The organism is Plantibacter sp. H53 (assembly GCF_001650455.1).
GTDB classification, from domain to species: domain Bacteria; phylum Actinomycetota; class Actinomycetes; order Actinomycetales; family Microbacteriaceae; genus Plantibacter; species Plantibacter flavus_A.
On record NZ_LWCT01000003.1, the window covers coordinates 23,925 to 41,739 of the forward strand.

Consider the following 17,815-nt stretch of genomic DNA (forward strand, 5'->3'; position numbering starts at 1 on the left):
ATGAACCATCGGGACACATCAACGCCCCACGGCGATCCGTGGGAGAGGGAGCAACATCATGGGTAAGAAGATCCTCCTCATCATCGTCGGCCTCATCGCCTTCGGTGCCTACACGCTCGGCGCGAAGGCCGGACGCACTCGGTACCGCGAGATCAAGCACGCCGCAGAAGAGTTCTGGAACGACCCTCGCGTCGAGAAGGCGCGCAAGAAGGCCGTGAAGAACGCGAAGAAGGCCACGGCGAAGGCTCAGAAGGAAGTCCAGAAGAAGCTCCACTGAGCCCCTTCGCCCGTCCGTCCTCGGGCAGAACGCCGCCCGCTCGCCCCAGTCTGGGAGAGCGGGCGGCGTTCGTGCTCACAACACTTTCGACAGGAACGCGCGTGTCCTGGCGTGCTGCGGATTGGCGAGCACCTCGCGGGGCGCTCCCGTCTCCACGACCACGCCGCCGTCCATGAACACGAGCGAGTCGGCCACCTCTCGGGCGAACCCCATCTCGTGCGTCACGACGATCATCGTCATGCCGTCCTTCGCGAGCCCCTTCATGACGTCGAGGACCTCGCCGACCAGCTCCGGATCGAGTGCGGAGGTCGGCTCGTCGAACAGCATGAGCTTCGGATCCATCGCTAGGGCCCGCGCGATCGCGACCCGCTGCTGCTGACCGCCCGACAGGTGACCGGGGTATGCAGCCGCCTTGTCGCTCAGACCGACCCGGTCCAGGAGTTCCCGGCCGCGCTGCTCGGCGACCGCTCGCCGTTGACCCTTCACCTGCATGGGCGCCTCGATGATGTTCTCGAGCGCCGTCATATGCGGGAACAGGTTGAACCGCTGGAACACCATACCGATGTCGCGCCGCTGCTTCGCCGCCTCCTTGGGCTTCAACTCGTAGAGCTTGTCGCCTCGCTCGCGGTAGCCGATGAGGTCCCCCTCGACGAGCAACCGTCCGCCGTCGACCCGCTCCAGGTGGTTGATGCAGCGCAGGAAGGTCGACTTGCCGGAGCCCGACGGCCCGACCAGGCACATGACCTCGCCGCGTCGTACCGTCAGGGAGATGTCCTTGAGGACCGTGTTCGAGCCGAAGGACTTCACCACGCCCTCCGCGCGGACCATGTCGATCGTGTCCGTGATCGTCATCGTCGTTCTCCGCTCTCGCCGTCGGTTGGGCTCTGCTTGGCGCGCGCCTCCGCCTCCTGGACCTGGATGGCCTCGGTCGTGACGGGTGCCCCCGCGTCGATCCGGGTGAGGCCGCGCGCGAACCGCTTCTCCAGGAAGTACTGCCCCACCATCAGGATCGAGGTGAACAGCAGGTACCAGAGCGACGCGACGATGAGCAACGGGATCGGGTTGAACGTCTCGGACGAGATGTCCCGCGATCTCGTGTAGAGCTCCTGCGTGAACGGGACGGCCGTCACGAGCGACGTGGTCTTGAGCATCGAGATCACCTCGTTGCCGGTCGGCGGGATGATGATCCGCATCGACTGCGGCAGGATGACCCGCCGCATCGTCTGCGCCCAGCTCATCCCGAGCGCCGTCGACGCCTCCTCCTGTCCGCGGTCCACCGACAGCAGACCGGCGCGCACGATCTCCGACATGTAGGCGGCCTCGTTGAGTGCCAGCCCGATGACGGCGATCCAGAACGTGTTCAGCGCGGCATCGGTCGGCAGCTGCGCGATCGGCGGGAGGAAGGGCAGTCCGATGTTGAGCGTCGGATAGATCGTCGCGAGCAGGCCCCAGAAGACCAGCTGCACGTAGACCGGCGTCCCGCGGAACAGCCAGACGAAGCCCCACGCGATGGCCTTGAGCACCGGGTTCGGCGACAGCCGCATGATCGCGAGCACGACGCCGAGGACGATGGCGCCGATCATCGAGTACACCGTCAGCTGCAGCGTGATGAGCGCTGCCATGGTGATCCGCCGGTCGAAGACGTACTTGCCGACGGCCGGCCAGTCGTACGCCGGCCGCGTCGCCGCGTCGACCACGAACGCGACGAGCAACAGCACGATGATGACGGCGAACACGTTCCGCCAGGGATGGCGGAGCTTGACGACCTTCAACGGCACCGGGGGCGCGGACGCCGTCCCGGTGATTCTGGAGTCGCTCACGGTCAGCTCGTCGCGCCGTTGATGTCGATCTTGTCGAGGGCGCCGGACTCGACGCCCCACTTGCTCAGGATCGAGCCGTAGGTACCGTCGTCCATGAGGGACTGCAGGGCGGCCTGGAGGGCCTTGCCGAGGTCGCCACGGTCCTTCGCGATCGGCATGCCGTAGAGGAACGTCGAGTAGACGTCACCGGAGAGTTCGAGCTTGCCGTCGCTCTGCTGGACGGCGTACTGCACGACCGGGGAGTCGGCGGTCATCGCGTCGGCGCGGCCGAGTGTGACTGCAGCCGTGGCCTCGTCCTGCGTGTCGTAGCCGAGGGCCTCGATCGCCGGCTTACCGGCGTCGGTGCAGGCCTGCGACTTGGCGGGGACGTCGTCGAGGGCCTCCGTCGTGCCGTTCTGGACGGCGACCTTCAGCCCGCAGGCGTTGTCGGGGTCGACGGACTTGCCCGCCAGGGTCGCCCACTGGATCCCGGCCGTGAAGTAGTCGATCATGTCGACCTGCTGCTGACGCTCCTTGGTGTCGAAGAACGACGACAGCCCGACGTCGTACTTGCCACCGGTGATGCTCGGGATGATGTTGTCGAACTTCGCCACCTGGTAGTCGGTGGTGAGGCCGAGCTTGCCGGCCATCGCGTCGGCGAGCTCGATCTCCCAACCGATCGGGTCGCCGTTCGCGTCCTTGAACTCATTGGGCGCGTAGGTCGCGTCGGTGCCGAGGATGAGCTTGCCGGCCTGACGGATGTCGTCGGGGAGGAGCGCCTCGGCGGCCTTGTCGACGGTCACCGCGGCGGTGGAGCCGGTGGCGTCGGGCGTGGCGACCTCGTTGTTGACGCAGCCGGTGAGCAGCAGCGCGGCGGCGGCCGTGAGTGCGGCCGGGAGCAGGTATCGGTTCTTCATGTCAGGTTCCTTGCTCGGTTGATGTGGTGGTGGAGGTGAAGACGCGGCGTCCGGCGATCCAGGTCCCGACGGTCCTGGTGTGCGCGATCTCGGTGGTGGGGCCGGCGAACGGGTCACGGTCGACGAGGACGAGGTCTGCGACGGCGCCGACCTCGATCACGCCGGTGTCGTCGCGGTGGTCGATCCGGTTGGACCCGTGCGTGTACGCGGCGATCGCCGCTCCGAGCGTCAGCGACTGTCCTGGGTTGAGCGGTTCGGGGTGGTGGTCGGGATCGTCGGCCGGCAGCGTGCGGTTGACCGCCACATGCAGGGCCTGCCACGGGTCGGGGGTCGTGACGGGCCAGTCCGATCCGGCACAGAGCAGGGTGCCGAGTCGTGCCGCATCGCCGAACGGATACTGCCAGGAGGCGCGTTCGTCGCCGAGCAGCGGCAGGTTCAGCTCGACCATCTGGGGCTCCCACGTGGCCCAGAGCGCCTGCATGTTCATCGTGACGCCGAGTCGGGCGAACCGCGGCAGGTCGTCGGGATGGACGATCTGCACGTGCGCGATGTGGTGCCGGTTGTCGCTCTCGCCGTTGCGCTCCCGCGCGGCCTCGAGGGCGTCGAGGCACTCGCGGACCGCCCGGTCGCCGATCGCGTGGAAGTGGACCTGGAACCCCGCGGCGTCCAGCCTCGTGACCGCCTCGACGAGGATCGCGGGCTCCAGGAAGGAGATGCCGCGTTCGGGCGCGGTGTCTCCGCAGTGACAGGTGCGCAGGTAGGGGTCGATCATCGCGGCGGTCCGGTTCTCGGGGATGCCGTCCTGCATGATCTTGACGGTGCCCGCGGTGAAGCGCCCGGTCGTCGTCCCGAGGGCCGCGGCGCGGCGTGCGATCGCGTCGCGGCGAGCGATGAGTTCGTCGATCTGCTCGAGTCCACGATCCCGGTCCCACCAGAGCGCCCCCACGACGTCGCTCATGAGCAACCCGTCCGCCATCGCCTGCAGGTAGGCGTCGCTCGTATCGGTGTGGCTGCCGTAGTCGCCGACGATCGCGTCCTGCCAGCCGGTGACGCCGAAGCCGTGGAGGGTCTGCTGGGCTGCGACGAGGGCGTCCGCGACGTCCTCGTCGGTGTCGACGGGGACGAACCGGGACACGAGCGAGCGGGCACCCTCGTGGAGCATGCCGTTCGGGGTGCCGTCCGCGTCCCGTTCGATCCGGCCGTCGGCGGGGTCCGGTGTGGTGTGGTCGACGCCGGCGAGGCGGAGCGCCTCGGTGTTCACCCAGGCTCCGTGGTGATCGCGATTCTGGAGGAAGACGGGCCGGTCCGGCACCACTCGGTCGAGCTCCGCGGCGAGCGGGGTGCCGCCGGGGAAGGCGGCCTGTTGCCAGCCGCCGCCGACGATCCACGGGCGATCGGGGTGGGCCTCGGCGTAAGCGGCGATCGTGGCGAGGTATCCCTCGGGGGTGCGCTCGCCCGACAGATCGCACGCGAGCTGTTCGAGTCCGGCCTCGATCGGGTGGACGTGCGCGTCCACGAAGCCGGGGAGCAGGAGACCGCCTCGGAGGTCCACGATCTCGGTGTCGGGACCGATCGCCGCGTGTGCGTCAGCGTCGAGGGCGACGATCCGGCCGTCGGAGACGGCGACGGCACCGTTCTGCGGCGTGAGCAGGGCGTTCCGGAAGACGGTGCCTCCGGTGAAGACCGTGTCCGCGTTGCTCGTCATATCACCTGCTCGAAGCGTCGGTGGTGCCGTCTGGCCGGCGCGTCATCCTCGGCGCGCTAGCGGTATCGAGAGCATAACCCGGATCGAGGTGACGGATTCGTGCGTCGGATCGCGTTTCTGCAACGGAATCCTTCAGCCGGAGTGTCAGTGCACGCGAACGGGCCCGGAGCGTGCGCTCCGGGCCCGGCTGATTGCAGGAGATGTCGACGCGGCTCAGGCGACGAGCGTGCGCAAGCCCTCGACCAGCGGCGTCGTAGGGTGGCCGATCAACCGGCCGAGGTCGCCGCTCGTCTCGGCGAGGAGGCCGTCGCGGGTGTTGCCGTCGAGCGCGACGACGAAGCCCGCGGTGCCCTCGTCGAGACCGGCCGCCAGCAAGGCCTTCAGGTGGTCCTCGGGGGAGAGGTCCTGGTAGACGACCTCTCGGCCGACGACCTCGCCGATCGCCTGCGCCAGCTCGGGGTGCGACCACGCGACGTCGCCGGCGAGCTCGTAGGCCTTGCCCTCGTGGCCGTCGGTGGTGAGGACGACGGCGGCCGCCTCCGCGTAGTCGGTGCGAGACGCGCTCGACACGAGCCCGTCGCCGACGCTCCCGACGAACGATCCGGTCGCCTTGGCCTGGTCGACGGACTGGCCGTAGTTCTCGGTGTACCAGCCGTTGCGGAGGATGGTGAAGGGGAGACCGGACGCGTGGATGAGCTCCTCGGTCGCCTTGTGCTCGGGGGCGAGGATCAGCGGGGAGGTGTCGGCCCGGAGCGCGCTCGTGTAGACGAGGCGGGCGACGCCGGCGCGCTTGGCGGCGTCGATGACGGCTGCGTGCTGGGCGACGCGCTGGCCGACCTCGCTCCCGGAGACGAGCAGCAAGGTGTCGCCGGCCTCGAGGACGGCGTCGAGGGTGGCCGGGTCGGTGAAGTCGACCTTCGCGGTGCGGACGCCCTGGGTGGCGAGGTCGGCCAGTGCCTCGGTCCGGCGGCCGGTGGCGACGATGGTGGCGGGGTCGGTGCCGCGGGTGAGCAGGTGCTCGACGACGAGGTGGCCGAGGTGGCCGGTGGCTCCGGTGACGACGAGAGACATGTGAGGGTCCTTTCGATGGGGTTCGCTGAGGAGGAACCCGCTTCCGATCACATTACTTCCCGATCTGCAGTACCCACTTTGAGGTAAGCTACTGTCCGACGAGTAAGGAATGAGTCATGACGAGCGTGGACACGCAGCTGGGAAGACGCCCTGGATTCACCGACGGCATCCTGCCTGCCGCATGCCCCTCGCGCACGGTGCTCGACCACGTGACCAGCAAGTGGGGCGTCCTCGTCCTCCTGGCGCTGTCCGACGGCACCCATCGCTGGGGTGAGCTGCGACGGGTGGTCCAGGGCATCAGCGAGAAGATGCTGGCCCAGACACTCCGGACGCTCGAGGAGGACGGCCTCGTCGTCCGCGTCGCGCACCCCGAGATCCCGCCCCGTGTCGAGTACAGCCTGAGTGACCGCGGTCGCGACCTCAACGAGCACCTGATGCCCTTGATGGCGTGGATCGACCACAACGCGTCGGAGATCCTCGGGCGCTAGGCGGTCCGGCCGAGCGCGGTGAGGACGTCGACGAGTGTCGACGGGTCGCCGACGTTGCCCGGGACGACCACGTAGAGCTTCTCCTCGTGCTCGGGTGTCACCACACTCCACACCGAGACCCCGGGCAGCACCTGTCCGAGGACGCGAGCGCGCCGTGCACCGAGTCCGACCCGGGCGACCTCGGCGGAGGTGATGCCGCCCTTCGACACGACGACCTCAACCGATCGTCGGAGCGCAGCGGTCGCCGACGTCAGTGCGATCATCACCTGCTCACCGTGGTCGAGCGTGTTGTGCGAGGCGTCCCGTTCCCGCTCGGACGAGATCGCGGCGAACCCCGTCTCGGTGAGTCTCGCTCGAGCGGCCTCCGCCACGGCCCGCCCGGTGGCGACGGCATCCTGGAGGGCGTCGCTCGTGGGGACGATCTCGGCGGGGCCGAACGCCGCCTCGACGGGCGCGAGCTGTCGCGTCGCGCCGATGGTGTGGGAGCCGCAGACGAGGAGTGCCGCGACCGGCTCCGCGACGAGCGGCGAGCGCAGGAGGCCGTCGCTCTCGACGCCCGCGATGGCTGCAGCGAGGGGTGACGCGGACCGGACGACCACGTCGGCTCCGTCGGCCCACGCCGCCGTGATGGCCTGCGCGATGATCCGCACGTCGTCTCCGGTCTCCGCGTCCGGAAGGAGCACCGTTCCGGGAACGGCATCACGGAGAGCTGCACGGAACTCGGCGGCGCCGTCGCGGAGACCCGCCAGGCCGAAGTGGGCGGCCTCCCGACCGGACTGCTCGCGCACGTAGTCCGGCAGGTGTCCCGAGCGGAACGGGAACACGGGGTCCTGGGCGTATTCCGTCTCGTGGGCCGGCAGCGTCTCGTCGCCGATGCGGACGTAGTGGGTGCCGTCGATCGTCGTGCGCCCGCCCTCCGGGAAGGCCGGGACGAAGACGATGACGCTGCGGTCTCCGGTGAAGACGGCGGTCTCGGGGAACACGTGCCCGCGCAGGGTCGAGTCGCCTCGGAGGACGACGTGCACCCGTTCGCCGAGTCGACGTCCCGCTTCCTCAGCCTCGGTCCGCGTGCGTTCGAGGAGCGCGACCGCGTCGGCCTCGGAGACGGCACGCGTGTTCGTGAGCAGGTAGACCGCGTCGGCGCCGTCGAGGGCCCGCTCGATGAGGTCGGCGTCCCACTCGAGCAGGACGTCGACGCCCGTGGCCGACTGCGTGCCGGTGGGGTCGTCGTCGAGGATGATCGTCTTCATGCGGGGGTCTCCTGGCGGGGGTCGCGGTCAGCTCGGACGATCCGGGGCGCCCTGCGCGGCGTTCCTGGGCCATGCGACGTGTCGTCGTCGAGGATGATCGTCTTCATGCGTGGGTCTCCTGGTAGGTCTCGATCACGCGGGAGTCGTCGCGTGCGCCGAGGCCCGACGCTGCAGCGGCGAGGAAGCGTTCGCGCGCTGCGTCCAGGACTGGGGTCGCGGCTCCGGCGGCGCTCGCCGCATCCGCGACGAGACCGGTGTCCTTCACGAAGATGTCGACACGGCTCATCACCGGGGCGTCGGTGTCCTGCAGCATGCGGGGTCCGCGATCCGACAACATCCAGGAAGCGGCTGCACCGGACTCGACGAGGGGGAGGACGGCCGCCGGGTCGAGTCCGAGCGAGGACGCGAGGGCGAGGGCTTCGGCGGCAGCGGCGATGTGCACGGCGCAGAGGTGCTGGTTGACGACCTTGATCGCCTGGCCGTCGCCGATGGCTTCGCCGACGATCCTGGCGGTGCCGAGGGCGGCGAGCGGTTCCGCTGCGGCGGCGGTCGCAGTGGGGGATCCGGATACGAACATGGTGAGCTCGCCGGTGCTTGCACGTGCCACGCCGCCGGTGACCGGGGCGTCGAGGACCGCTGCGCCCGCGGCTTCGAGACGGGCGGCCTGCTCGACGACGGAGGCGGGGCCGACGGTGCTCATGATGATCCAGGTCTGGCCGGAGGGATCGGTGTCGGCGAGGGCGAGGGTGACGAGCTCAGCGAGCTGGTCGGGCGTCGCCACCATGACCACGACGGTGTCGGCCTGCGGTGCCTTGGTGATCGACTCGACCGCGCTGATGCCGGCGGCGGACGCGCGTTCCCGTGCGGCGGGGAAGGGGTCGACGCCTGTGACCTGGTGGCCGGCCGCGGCGAGCTGGGTGGCCATCGGCAGGCCGATCGCGCCGATACCGACGAAGGTGATGGTGTGTGCGGGCAGTGGCGTCGATGCCATGGCGTCCTCCGGTGGATTGGTTGGACCAATCGTAACCGTGGACATCGGCCCGGGCAAGCGCCCGGTGGTGGGTGCCCGGCTGCCTGTCGAAACGCCGACGAGGACCGAATCGTTCCGGCCATACCTCTCCCGGTCACTGAGTCTGTCGAAGTGCCCACGAAGGAGCCTTCGTCGGCGGGGTCAGAACGGCGCCGGGTCGGGCTTTGTCCGGTGGTGCTTCCCGTCGGGTGTCGTCCAGTCGAGCACCCCACCGGGCCTGTGGTCGAGGTTCCACCCGGGCAGGTGCTTCATGCGGTGGTGATGTCGACACAGGCAGGCGAGATTCCCGACGTCTGTGGTGCCGCCGTCTTCCCACGCGACCGAATGATCGAGATCGCACGCTCTGGCCCGTCTGCCGCAGCCCGGTGCCCGACAAGTGCCGTCCCGGAGGCGCACCGCCCGTTGGAGATCGGCGGGAACGCGGTACTGGCCCCGCCCGACGGAAAGGACTGCGCCGGTTTCCGGTTGGACGAGGATCCGGGTGAAGCTGGGGGCGTTCACGGCGATACGTGCTGCGGTCTCAGGGTCGATGGGCCCGTAGCCGTCCAGCGTCGCCGGGGCATCGCTCACGCCGGCCATCGTGAGCGCCGGGACCGTGATCTGCACGGTCGGCTTGATGTGCTCCTGCACTTCGACCGGGTGCGGCAGGACCGGGCTCGTCATGACGTCGTCGGGCGTGACTCCGGTGAGCGCAAGCGCCGCCAGGGCGTCGGCCTGCAGTTGTGCGCACGTGCGGGTTTCGCCGGCTGCGCGTGACTCCGCTGCGGCGGCCTCGACGCGCTCGATGATGCCCTGGGCGATGGGCGCCGTGGTGAAGAGATGCACCCAGGCCATGCCGTCCGCTGCGGGCTCGAACTCCACCCGACGGTCCGCCTCGGACCGCCGGGCGCGGGCGGTGATCGACTCGGGGTGCAGTCGCTCGCGCAGGATGCGGGCGCGTCTGCGGAGGTTCGCGTTGGTCGACTCTTCCGCAACCGGCAGGACCTCAGCGAGGAACACCGTTCGCCCTGCGGTCGGCACGTCGCCGAGCTGGTCCATGATCGTCTGCGCATGACGGGCGGAGATACGACCGGCCTCAAGTGAGGCAAGCACAGCCGGCGCTTCGTTGACGAGCAGTTCGGCATCGTTGGTCGCACGCTGAACGGTCCGTTCCGGCGTCCGTGTCGCCATCGCGAGCGCCGCACAGGTCGACCGGCGCGACAGGGCCTGCCGTTCCGCCGGCGGGAAGATCGCCGGGACCGTGGCGTCGGCGAAGGCGTCCGCGTAGGCAGCGGAACGGGCCAGCAGTCGGGCCTCCTCGGCGTCCAGCTTGGCGCGACGCCGCTGGATGTCCGCGTACTGGTCCGAGAACTCCGCGAGGCGCGCGGCGTATTCGTCGCTCGCGCGGATCGCGGTGGTGCTGGTCTCGGTCATGGAACCAGTCCATCATGGACCACTGACATTCCAGATGTTGAGTCGGCCCGGTTGTGGAGGTGTCCGCGTGTGCCCTTCGACAGGCTCAGGGACCGGTTGAGGTTGCCCGGACGGGGGCGGAGTCGCGACGCGTCAGCTCGCGGCGTCGTCGGCTTCGAGCTGCAACCAGTCCTCGAAGTGCTGGCGCATCGCGCGCCTTGCGGCCTCGGCGTCTCGAGCGGCCAGGGCATCGACGACGGCGTAATGCACGCTGTCGGTCCGCCGGACGCCGCGCTCGTCCGGCTGCTCCACCTCGAGCGCGCGGAGTCGACGCTGCCGGATCGTCTCGCGGAGCACGTGACTGAAGCCCTCGTGCATGAGTCGGAAGATCGGGTCGTCGACGATGGCGTTCAGTCGGCTGTGGAAGTCGACGTCGGCCTCGAGCGCCGCATCGTGATCCCCGGCGAGCGTCGCGGCGATCATGCGGTCGACGTCGCCGCGCAGCACCGCGACCGCCTCGTCGGTGACGAGCCCGGCCGCCGCCTCGGCGACGGTCTCCTCCAGCATCATGCGCGACCGGGCGAACTGATCGTCGGACAGGTAGCCCAGCTGACGGGAGATGGTGAACCAACTGCGGACGAAGTCGTCGCCCGGAGCGTCGATGGAGGTGCCCCGACCCTGGGTGCGGTGGAGGAAGCCGAGCCGTTCGAGGACGGCGAGCTGCTCGCGGAGGGCGCCGCGGCTCATCTGCAGTGCCTCGCCGAGTTCGCGTTCGGGCGGCAGACGCCGCGCGGAGGTGCCGGGCTCCGGCGTGGCCAGCTCCACGAGCCTCGCCACGAGCGCTTCGAGCGGCTCCGCCATCCTGCCCCCTCGATTGGTCCGACCAGTGTCGATGGTAGCCGGTGCTGCTGGCCGCCCTTCGACAGGCTCAGGGACCACGGTGTCGGGCTCAGGGACCGGGGCGGGGCTCAGGGATGCGTCCACCGATGCAACACGCCCGCCCCGACGGATCGGGACGGGCGTGGAGACGACGTGTTTTGGCTAGACCGCCTGGAGGGCCTGCACAGCGCTCGTGAAGAAGGCGAGACCGTCGACACCGGAGCGCATGGCGAGCGGGGTGTCTGGACCGAAGCCCGGCTCGATCGCGTGCTCGGGGTGCGGCATGAGGCCCACGACGTTGCCAGCGGGGTTCGTGAGGCCGGCGATGTCGTCGAGCGAACCGTTCGGGTTCACGCCCGCGTACCGGAAGGCGACCAGGCCCTCGCCCTCGACGCGTGCCAGGGTCTCGGCGTCGGCGATGTAGCCGCCGTCGGCGTTCTTGAGCGGGATGGTGATCTCCTGCCCCTTCGAGAACTGGTGGGTCCAGGCGGTGTCGGCGTTCTCGACCGTGAGCAGCTGGTCGCGACGGATGAACTGCTGGTGGGCGTTCCGGATGAGGCCACCGGGCAGCAGGTGCGCCTCGACGAGCATCTGGAAGCCGTTGCAGATCCCGAGGATCGGCATGCCCTTGCCGGCGGCGTCCTTCAGCTCGGTCATGATCGGCGAGACCGCGGCGATCGCGCCGGCGCGGAGGTAATCGCCGTAGCTGAAACCACCGGGCAGGATCACGGCGTCGACGCCCTGGAGGTCGTGGTCGCCGTGCCAGAGCGCGACGGGCTCGGCACCCGCCATGCGGACCGCGCGCTGGGCGTCGCGGTCGTCGAGTGAACCGGGGAAGGTGATGACACCGATACGGGTCGTCATGCCTCGGAGCCCTCGGGGTAGTGGATGGCCACCACGTCCTCGATCACGGCGTTCGAGAGGATGTCGTCGGCGATCTGCTGCACCGTGGCGCGCGTGGCGTCGGTGATGGGGCCGTCGACCGTGAGCTCGAAGCGCTTGCCGATGCGGACATCGGTGAACTCGCTCTTGCCGAGACGCGCGAGGGCGCCGGCGACGGCCTTGCCCTGGGGGTCCAGCAGTTCGGCTTTCGGCATGACTTCTACGACGATGGTCGGCACGGAGGTCTCTTTCGTTGCGACGCGGCGGGGATGCGAACAGTCTAGCGCCGAGCGCACGACGCCCGTCCGACGGCGGTGCCTCGGCGCCGCGTCGTGATCAGCGGGTCATTCCGGGAGGGCGGCGTCCGCTTCGTTCGCGTCGCCGGCGATGCCGCGGGCGAGCGTCTTGTTGCGGAAGAAGTCCGGTCGGAGCTTCGCCTGGATGAGCATGATGACGATGCCCGCCACGATGATGATCATGCCGAGGATGAACACGAGCCCGACACCGCCGATGTTCGACCCGCTGCCGTAGTCGGGGTCCGCGCTCTCGATGATCGTGGTGAAGAAGAGCACGCCCAGGATGAGACCGCCGACGAGCGGGGAGAAGAACTGGAAGATGAAGTTCCGTGCGCTCGAGAACCACTGCTTCCGGAAGTACCAGACGCACGCGAACGCGGTCAGGCCGTAGTAGAAGCAGATCATCATGCCGAGGGTCGTGATCGTGTCCCAGAGGACGTCCTCGGAGATGAAGCGCATGACCGCGTAGAACACCGACGCGACGACACTCGAGACGATCGTCGCGTAACCGGGCGTGAAGAACTTCGGGTGCACCTTCGAGAACTTCGGCGACAGCGCGCCGTAGTGTCCCATCGCGAGCAGGGTCCGCGCAGGGGAGACGAACGTCGACTGCAGCGAGGCGGCCGAGGACGACAGCACCGCGATCGACACGAGGATCGCGAGCGGGCCGAGGATGGGCCCCGCGAGCGAGAAGAACACGTTGCCCTGGATGTCCTCGTTGCCGAGCCCGAACTCGCCGTCGCCGACGCCCGCGTAGTTGATGAGCGCGACCGACAGGAACAGGTAGAGGACGACGATGATGATGACGGTCGCGGTGGCGGCCTTGCCCGGCGTCGAGCTCGACCCCTTCGTCTCCTCGCTCATCGTCAGCGTGACGTCCCAACCCCAGAAGATGAAGATGGAGAGCGAGAGGCCTGCGGCGAAGGCGCTGAACGACCCGACGGCGAACGGGTTGAACCAGTCGAGCGAGATCGGGAGGGCGTCGAACGCGTCACCGCCCGCCACGTGCGCGAAGGCGACGATGCCGAACAGCACCATCACGAGCAACTGGAAGCCCACGAGCACGTACTGCAGCTTCTGCGTCGTCTGCATGTCGCGGTAGGAGATGAGCGTCGCCCCGAGCATGAACGCCAGACAGGTGATGACGTTGATGAACGGGTTCGACGTGAGGCCGGCGATGTCGGGGTTCTGGAAGATCTGCGACAGCATCAGGTAGAAGAAGTCGACCGCGATGCCCGCGAGGTTCGAGAGCACGACGATGGTCGCGGCGATGAGGCCCCAACCGGCCATCCAACCGACCCACGGGCCGAACGCGCGCGTCGCCCAGGTGAACGAGGTGCCGGAGTCCGGCATGCGGCTGTTGAGTTCCCGGTAGCCGAAGGCGACGAGCAGCATCGGGATGAAGCCGACGAGGAAGATGGCAGGCACGTGGGTGCCGACCTCCGCGACCGTCGGACCGAGGGCGCCGGTCAGGGTGTACGCCGGGGCGATGCACGAGATGCCGATGACGATCGCACCGATGAGGCCGACGGTGCCGGCGCCGAGGCCTTTCTTGGAGAGGGCGCCCGTCGCGGTCGTCTCGGGGTGGGCGACGTCGCGAGGCGGGGTGGTTTCGGGAGGAGTCATGTCGGGTCTCCGAGGGTCAGCACGGAGTCGCGGGGCACGACCACCATGGGTACGGGGAGCTCACGCAGCATCTTCGCTGCCGTGGAGCCGAGGAAGAGGTGCTTCGGGGTGGCGAGTCGGCTGGAACCGACGAGCACGATCTCCGCGGGCTTCCACTCGAGGTTCGAGACGGCGTCCTCGATGCGGGTGCCCGAGGCGATCTCGGTGGTCACGTCGATGTCCTTCGGCAGGTGCTCGGTCGCGTAGGCGAGGACCTCCGCCGCGTGCGACTCGGCCCTTGCGGTCGCCTCGGGGTGCTCGGCGCCCTCCGGCTGGTCGAGCGCGACGAGCGAGACCAGCCGGAGCGGGATGACCGCGTTCTTTGCGACGACGATGGCCGCGTCGAGCAGCTGGTGCGCGCCGGCACGGGTGCCGATCGCGCAGGTGATCCGGCTGACCGTTCCTCCGGTGGGCTGGGCCTCGAGGAGGTCCCGGCTGCCGACCGGAGCGAGGGCGACCGGGACGACCGCCGAGTGCAGGAGCGTGTTCGCGACGCTGCCGAGCGTGAACCGCCCGAGGAGTCCACCGCGCGCCGCACCGATGATGATGAGCCCGCCCTCGAGGATGCGGGAGGCCTCCAAGAGGCCCTCGGCGAACGACTCGTCGTACACGAGGTGCGTCTTGGCGGTGATGTCGGCTGGGACCGCGTCGAGCGCCTCGGCGAGCCAGCGTTCGGCCGTCTCACGGAGGAACCGTTCGTACCCGGGATCGGCCGGGGTGATCGTCGGGCGTTCCTCGTTCGCGAGCACGAGGACGATGTCGAGCCGGGCTCCGGTGGTCCGAGCGATCCGGATGCCGAGCGCGAGCGCGTCGCGTCCCGCCGGCGTATCGGTGTAGCCAACGATGTATCTCATCTGGTGTTCGCTTTCGATCGGGTGCGAAGGTGCCGGACTGCACGGCGGCGTGCGGGTGTTTCGTTGGTGCAGGGTATCGACGGGGGTGGCCCTTCGACAAGCTCAGGGACCGGAGGTGGTGGGCGGGGAGCGGAGCGGGCCCCGCTCCCCGGATCGCTACGCCTGGTGGCGGGCGATGATCGCCTCAGCGGTGTCGGCGCCCTTGCGGATCGCGCCGTCCACGTGCTGGTAGCCCTCGGCGGCGAGGTCGCTCGTCGACCAGAAGATCGGACCGACCGGCGTCGACTGCATGGCGCCGTAACGCGAGAGGCCGCCCAGGTCGAAGCTCGCCGCGTACGCGCCTCGCGTCCATTCCTCGCTGCCCCAGTCGCTCTCGTAGTAGACGACGGGGGAGAGGGCCTGCTCGCCGTAGTAGTGGGAGAGCGAGGTGAGGATCCGCTCGCGACGCTCCTCGGCGCTCAGCTTGAAGACCTCGTCGGCGCGCTCGTCCGAGACGAACCCGACGAGCGTGCCGCGCGGGTCCTCGTGGTTCGTGTTGTCGTAGGCCTCGTGGACGAGCTCGTACGGGCTGAACGCGGTGGCCGACAGGCCGTCCGCGCGCCAGAACGGCGTCTCGTACACGGCGTGGACCTTGATGACGAGCCCGAGCGACATGTGCTGGTGCATCTGGTGGCTGAGGCGCGGCAGCGGCGGCTGGAAGTCGATGCGGGAGTAGAGGTTCGGCGGAACGGCGACGATCGCGTACCGCGCGTTGACCGTCACACTGTCCGCCTCGGCCGAGACGCCGGCGTCGGACCACTCGAGGCGACGCACGGGCGAGGACAGGTGGACGTCGTCGCCGAGGGCCTCGGCGAGCTTGATCGGGACCTGCTGCAGGCCGCCGACGACGCGCTTGTCGAGGATGAAGTCGGCCTCGACGAGGTGGGTGAAGCTGCCCGCGGACGCCGCCATGAGGAGCGCCTGCAGGAGCGAGAAGGAGTGGGAGGGCTTCGTGAGCATCGCGGCGGCGATGAAGAGGGCGATGTTGTCGCGCGCCTCGACGTCGTCCGTCTGCTCGGCGAGCCAGGCACTCCACGAGATGCGGTCGTATTCCTTCGCCCGGGCGTGCGCCCACGGCTCGGAGACGCCGACCTCCTCCACGAGCTCGTCGAGCAGGGCGATGAGTCGCTCCATCTCCGCTGCGGTCGACTCGGCGACGGGGAAGATGTCGCCCGTGAAGCGGGTGCGCACGCCCTCGGCATTGACGTAGACGCTGTCGCCCTCGCGGTAGCGGGAGTAGGTGTCGAGCCCGAGCTCCTCGAGTGTGGCGAGCAGCGCGGTTTGGTCGGGGGAGACCCACTGGCCGCCCAGCTCGAGCATGGCTCCGTCGATGTGGTTCGTCCAGAGGCGACCACCGACGCGGTCGCGCGCCTCGAGGACGGCGACGGACAGGCCCGCCGCGCGGAGCTTGGTGGCGGCCGTGAGCCCGGAGGCCCCGGCGCCGATGATGACGACGTCGCGTTCGATAGCGCTCATGAGGTGTCTTCCTGTTCGTGGCCCTTCGACGAGCTCAGGGACCGGGGTGGTGCTCGGGTGACCGGGTGGTGCTCGGGTGACCGGGTGGTGCTCGGGACCGGGGTGGTGCTCGGGTGGTGCTCGGGCCGGGCGCCGATAGTCGAGTATGGCGGATCCGGCGGTCGGATGGAACCGAGGATGGCGAGGTCGCCGGTCGGATCGGTGATCGGCGACGGTTTCCGTTGTGCCGACCGAGGTAGATCAGCCGATGGGCGTCATGGTGTACTTCGTGTACAGGTACTCGTGGATGCCCTCGACCCCGCCCTCGCGTCCGATGCCCGACTGCTTGACCCCACCGAACGGTGCTGCGGCGTTCGAGATGACGCCGACGTTGAGGCCCATCATGCCGGTCTGCAGACGGCCGATCATGCGCTGTCCGCGGGCGAGGTCGGTGGTGAACACGTAGGAGACGAGCCCGTACTCGGTGTCGTTCGCGAGCCGCACGGCCTCATCCTCGTCGTCGAACGGCACGATCGCGAGGACCGGGCCGAAGATCTCCTCGCGGAGGATGTCGGACCCCGGCACGACCCCGGTGACGACCGTCGGCTGGAAGAAGGTGCCCGGTCCGTCGACGGCCTCGCCGCCGGTGAGGACCTCGGCGCCGCGCTCGACGGCGTCGCCCACGAGGGTCTTCGCCTTCGTGACCGCGCGGTCGTCGATGAGTGGGCCGATCGTCACGCCGTCATCGGTACCACGACCGATGCGGAACGCGTTCACCTTGTCGGTGACGCGCTTCGCGAACTCGTCCGCGACGTCGCGGTGGACGATGAAGCGGTTCGCCGCGGTGCACGCCTGTCCGATGTTGCGGAACTTGGCGGCCATCGCGCCCTCCACGGCCTTGTCGAGGTCGGCGTCCTCGAACACGACGAACGGGGCGTTGCCGCCGAGCTCCATCGAGGTGCGGAGGACGTTCTTCGCGGACTGCTCGATGAGCTTCTGACCGACGGCCGTCGATCCTGTGAAGCTCAGTTTGCGGAGCCGCGGGTCGGCGATGATCGGGCCGGAGACCGCGGAGGAGCTGGAGGTGGTGATGACGTTCACGACGCCTGCGGGGAGCCCGGCGTCCTCGAGCAGCTTCACGAAGTACAGGGTCGTGAGCGGGGTGAGCTCGGCGGGCTTGACGACGACCGTGCAGCCGGCTGCGAGCGCCGGGGCGATCTTGCGGGTCGCCATCGCGAGGGGGAAGTTCCACGGGGTGATGAGGAAGCACGGGCCGACGGGGTGCTGCGAGACGGTCATCATGCCGGTGCCCTCGGGGTTCGACCCGTAGCGTCCGGAGATGCGGACGGCCTCCTCGGAGAACCAGCGGAGGAACTCACCACCGTAGGTGACCTCGCCGTTCGCCTCGGCGAGCGGCTTGCCCATCTCGAGCGTCATGAGGAGGGCGAACTCCTCGCGACGCTCCTGGAGGAGGTCGAAGGCCTTCCGGAGGATGTTGGAGCGGGTGCGGGGAGCGGTCGCCGCCCACTCGTCCTGGGCTGCGACCGCGGCGTCGAGGGCCGCCGTGCCGTCGGCGACCGAGGCGTCCGCGATCGTCTTGATGACGTCGCCGGTGGACGGGTCGCTCACGTCGAGCGTCGCGCCCTCCGTCGCGTCGCGCCAGACGCCTCCGATGAACAGGCCGTTCGGGACCTTGGCGAGCAGATCGGTTTCACGTGCGTCGGTCATGGGTGGAGCTCCTTGGTGGTGTCGGTGCCGTCGGTCACAGTGTTTCAGCGTGCATGCCCATCGACAAGCTCAGGGTCCGGGGTTGTGC

Annotated in this window: 17 protein-coding genes; 2 read left to right on the forward strand and 15 right to left on the reverse strand. The window is 69.3% G+C overall.

Features of this window, described 5'->3' with window-relative positions; genetic code table 11:
• Positions 1-58: 58 nt before the first annotated feature.
• Positions 59-277, forward strand: coding sequence for a hypothetical protein (locus A4X17_RS02875; RefSeq protein ID WP_064294172.1), 219 nt, complete (start codon positions 59-61; stop codon positions 275-277).
• A 75-nt stretch (positions 278-352) separates the two neighbouring features.
• Here the strand turns inward: A4X17_RS02875 and A4X17_RS02880 are convergent, their stop codons facing one another.
• The 5 genes from A4X17_RS02880 to A4X17_RS02900 form a co-directional block, all read right to left on the reverse strand.
• The gene (locus A4X17_RS02880; RefSeq protein ID WP_064294173.1) at positions 353-1,129 is read right to left on the reverse strand and encodes an amino acid ABC transporter ATP-binding protein; all 777 of its coding nucleotides are present in this window, start codon (positions 1,127-1,129) and stop codon (positions 353-355) included.
• Positions 1,126-2,097, reverse strand: a complete 972-nt coding sequence (locus tag A4X17_RS02885) for an amino acid ABC transporter permease (protein WP_231884275.1) — start codon at positions 2,095-2,097, stop codon at positions 1,126-1,128. The genes A4X17_RS02880 and A4X17_RS02885 overlap by 4 nt, the downstream gene beginning before the upstream one ends.
• A 2-nt stretch (positions 2,098-2,099) precedes the next feature.
• Entirely contained in the window at positions 2,100-2,993 is an 894-nt protein-coding gene (locus A4X17_RS02890; protein ID WP_175484425.1) for an ABC transporter substrate-binding protein, read from the reverse strand.
• A 1-nt stretch (position 2,994) separates the two neighbouring features.
• Positions 2,995-4,698 carry an amidohydrolase gene (locus tag A4X17_RS02895; protein ID WP_064294174.1) on the reverse strand — a complete coding sequence of 568 codons (1,704 nt, stop codon included), beginning with the start codon at positions 4,696-4,698 and terminating at the stop codon, positions 2,995-2,997.
• 213 nt (positions 4,699-4,911) lie between these two features.
• Positions 4,912-5,769 carry an SDR family oxidoreductase gene (locus A4X17_RS02900; protein WP_064294175.1) on the reverse strand — a complete coding sequence of 286 codons (858 nt, stop codon included), beginning with the start codon at positions 5,767-5,769 and terminating at the stop codon, positions 4,912-4,914.
• A 116-nt stretch (positions 5,770-5,885) separates the two neighbouring features.
• Between A4X17_RS02900 and A4X17_RS02905 the strand changes: the two genes are divergently transcribed.
• Positions 5,886-6,257 (forward strand): helix-turn-helix domain-containing protein, encoded by a 372-nt coding sequence (locus tag A4X17_RS02905; RefSeq protein ID WP_064294176.1) that lies wholly within the window; start codon positions 5,886-5,888, stop codon positions 6,255-6,257.
• Here A4X17_RS02905 and A4X17_RS02910 read toward each other — a convergent pair.
• The 10 genes from A4X17_RS02910 to A4X17_RS02955 all read right to left on the reverse strand — a co-directional run bounded on the left by A4X17_RS02910 (position 6,254) and on the right by A4X17_RS02955 (position 17,727).
• Positions 6,254-7,507, reverse strand: a complete 1,254-nt coding sequence (locus tag A4X17_RS02910; RefSeq protein ID WP_064294177.1) for a four-carbon acid sugar kinase family protein — start codon at positions 7,505-7,507, stop codon at positions 6,254-6,256. The two genes, A4X17_RS02905 and A4X17_RS02910, sit on opposite strands and share 4 nt — an antisense overlap.
• 103 nt (positions 7,508-7,610) lie before the next feature.
• Positions 7,611-8,498, reverse strand: a complete 888-nt coding sequence (locus tag A4X17_RS02915; protein ID WP_064294178.1) for an NAD(P)-dependent oxidoreductase — start codon at positions 8,496-8,498, stop codon at positions 7,611-7,613.
• Between the two features lie 180 nt (positions 8,499-8,678).
• Positions 8,679-9,950 (reverse strand): HNH endonuclease signature motif containing protein, encoded by a 1,272-nt coding sequence (locus tag A4X17_RS02920; RefSeq protein WP_064294179.1) that lies wholly within the window; start codon positions 9,948-9,950, stop codon positions 8,679-8,681.
• A gap of 132 nt (positions 9,951-10,082) precedes the next feature.
• Positions 10,083-10,790, reverse strand: coding sequence for a FadR/GntR family transcriptional regulator (locus A4X17_RS02925; protein WP_064294180.1), 708 nt, complete (start codon positions 10,788-10,790; stop codon positions 10,083-10,085).
• 180 nt (positions 10,791-10,970) lie between these two features.
• Positions 10,971-11,672, reverse strand: coding sequence for a phosphoribosylformylglycinamidine synthase subunit PurQ (gene purQ / locus A4X17_RS02930; RefSeq protein ID WP_064294181.1), 702 nt, complete (start codon positions 11,670-11,672; stop codon positions 10,971-10,973).
• Positions 11,669-11,929 (reverse strand): phosphoribosylformylglycinamidine synthase subunit PurS, encoded by a 261-nt coding sequence (purS, locus tag A4X17_RS02935; RefSeq protein WP_064294182.1) that lies wholly within the window; start codon positions 11,927-11,929, stop codon positions 11,669-11,671. The genes purQ and purS overlap by 4 nt, the downstream gene beginning before the upstream one ends.
• 105 nt (positions 11,930-12,034) lie before the next feature.
• Entirely contained in the window at positions 12,035-13,612 is a 1,578-nt protein-coding gene (locus tag A4X17_RS02940) for an APC family permease (RefSeq protein ID WP_064294183.1), read from the reverse strand.
• The gene (locus A4X17_RS02945) at positions 13,609-14,505 is read right to left on the reverse strand and encodes a universal stress protein (protein ID WP_064294184.1); all 897 of its coding nucleotides are present in this window, start codon (positions 14,503-14,505) and stop codon (positions 13,609-13,611) included. The genes A4X17_RS02940 and A4X17_RS02945 overlap by 4 nt, the downstream gene beginning before the upstream one ends.
• A 156-nt stretch (positions 14,506-14,661) precedes the next feature.
• A complete protein-coding gene (locus A4X17_RS02950) occupies positions 14,662-16,020 on the reverse strand; it encodes an NAD(P)/FAD-dependent oxidoreductase (protein WP_064294185.1) in 1,359 nt (452 codons plus the stop codon).
• A 240-nt stretch (positions 16,021-16,260) separates the two neighbouring features.
• Positions 16,261-17,727: an NAD-dependent succinate-semialdehyde dehydrogenase gene (locus tag A4X17_RS02955; RefSeq protein ID WP_064294186.1), complete on the reverse strand. Its 1,467-nt coding sequence runs from the start codon at positions 17,725-17,727 to the stop codon at positions 16,261-16,263.
• Between the last annotated feature and the right edge of the window lie 88 nt (positions 17,728-17,815).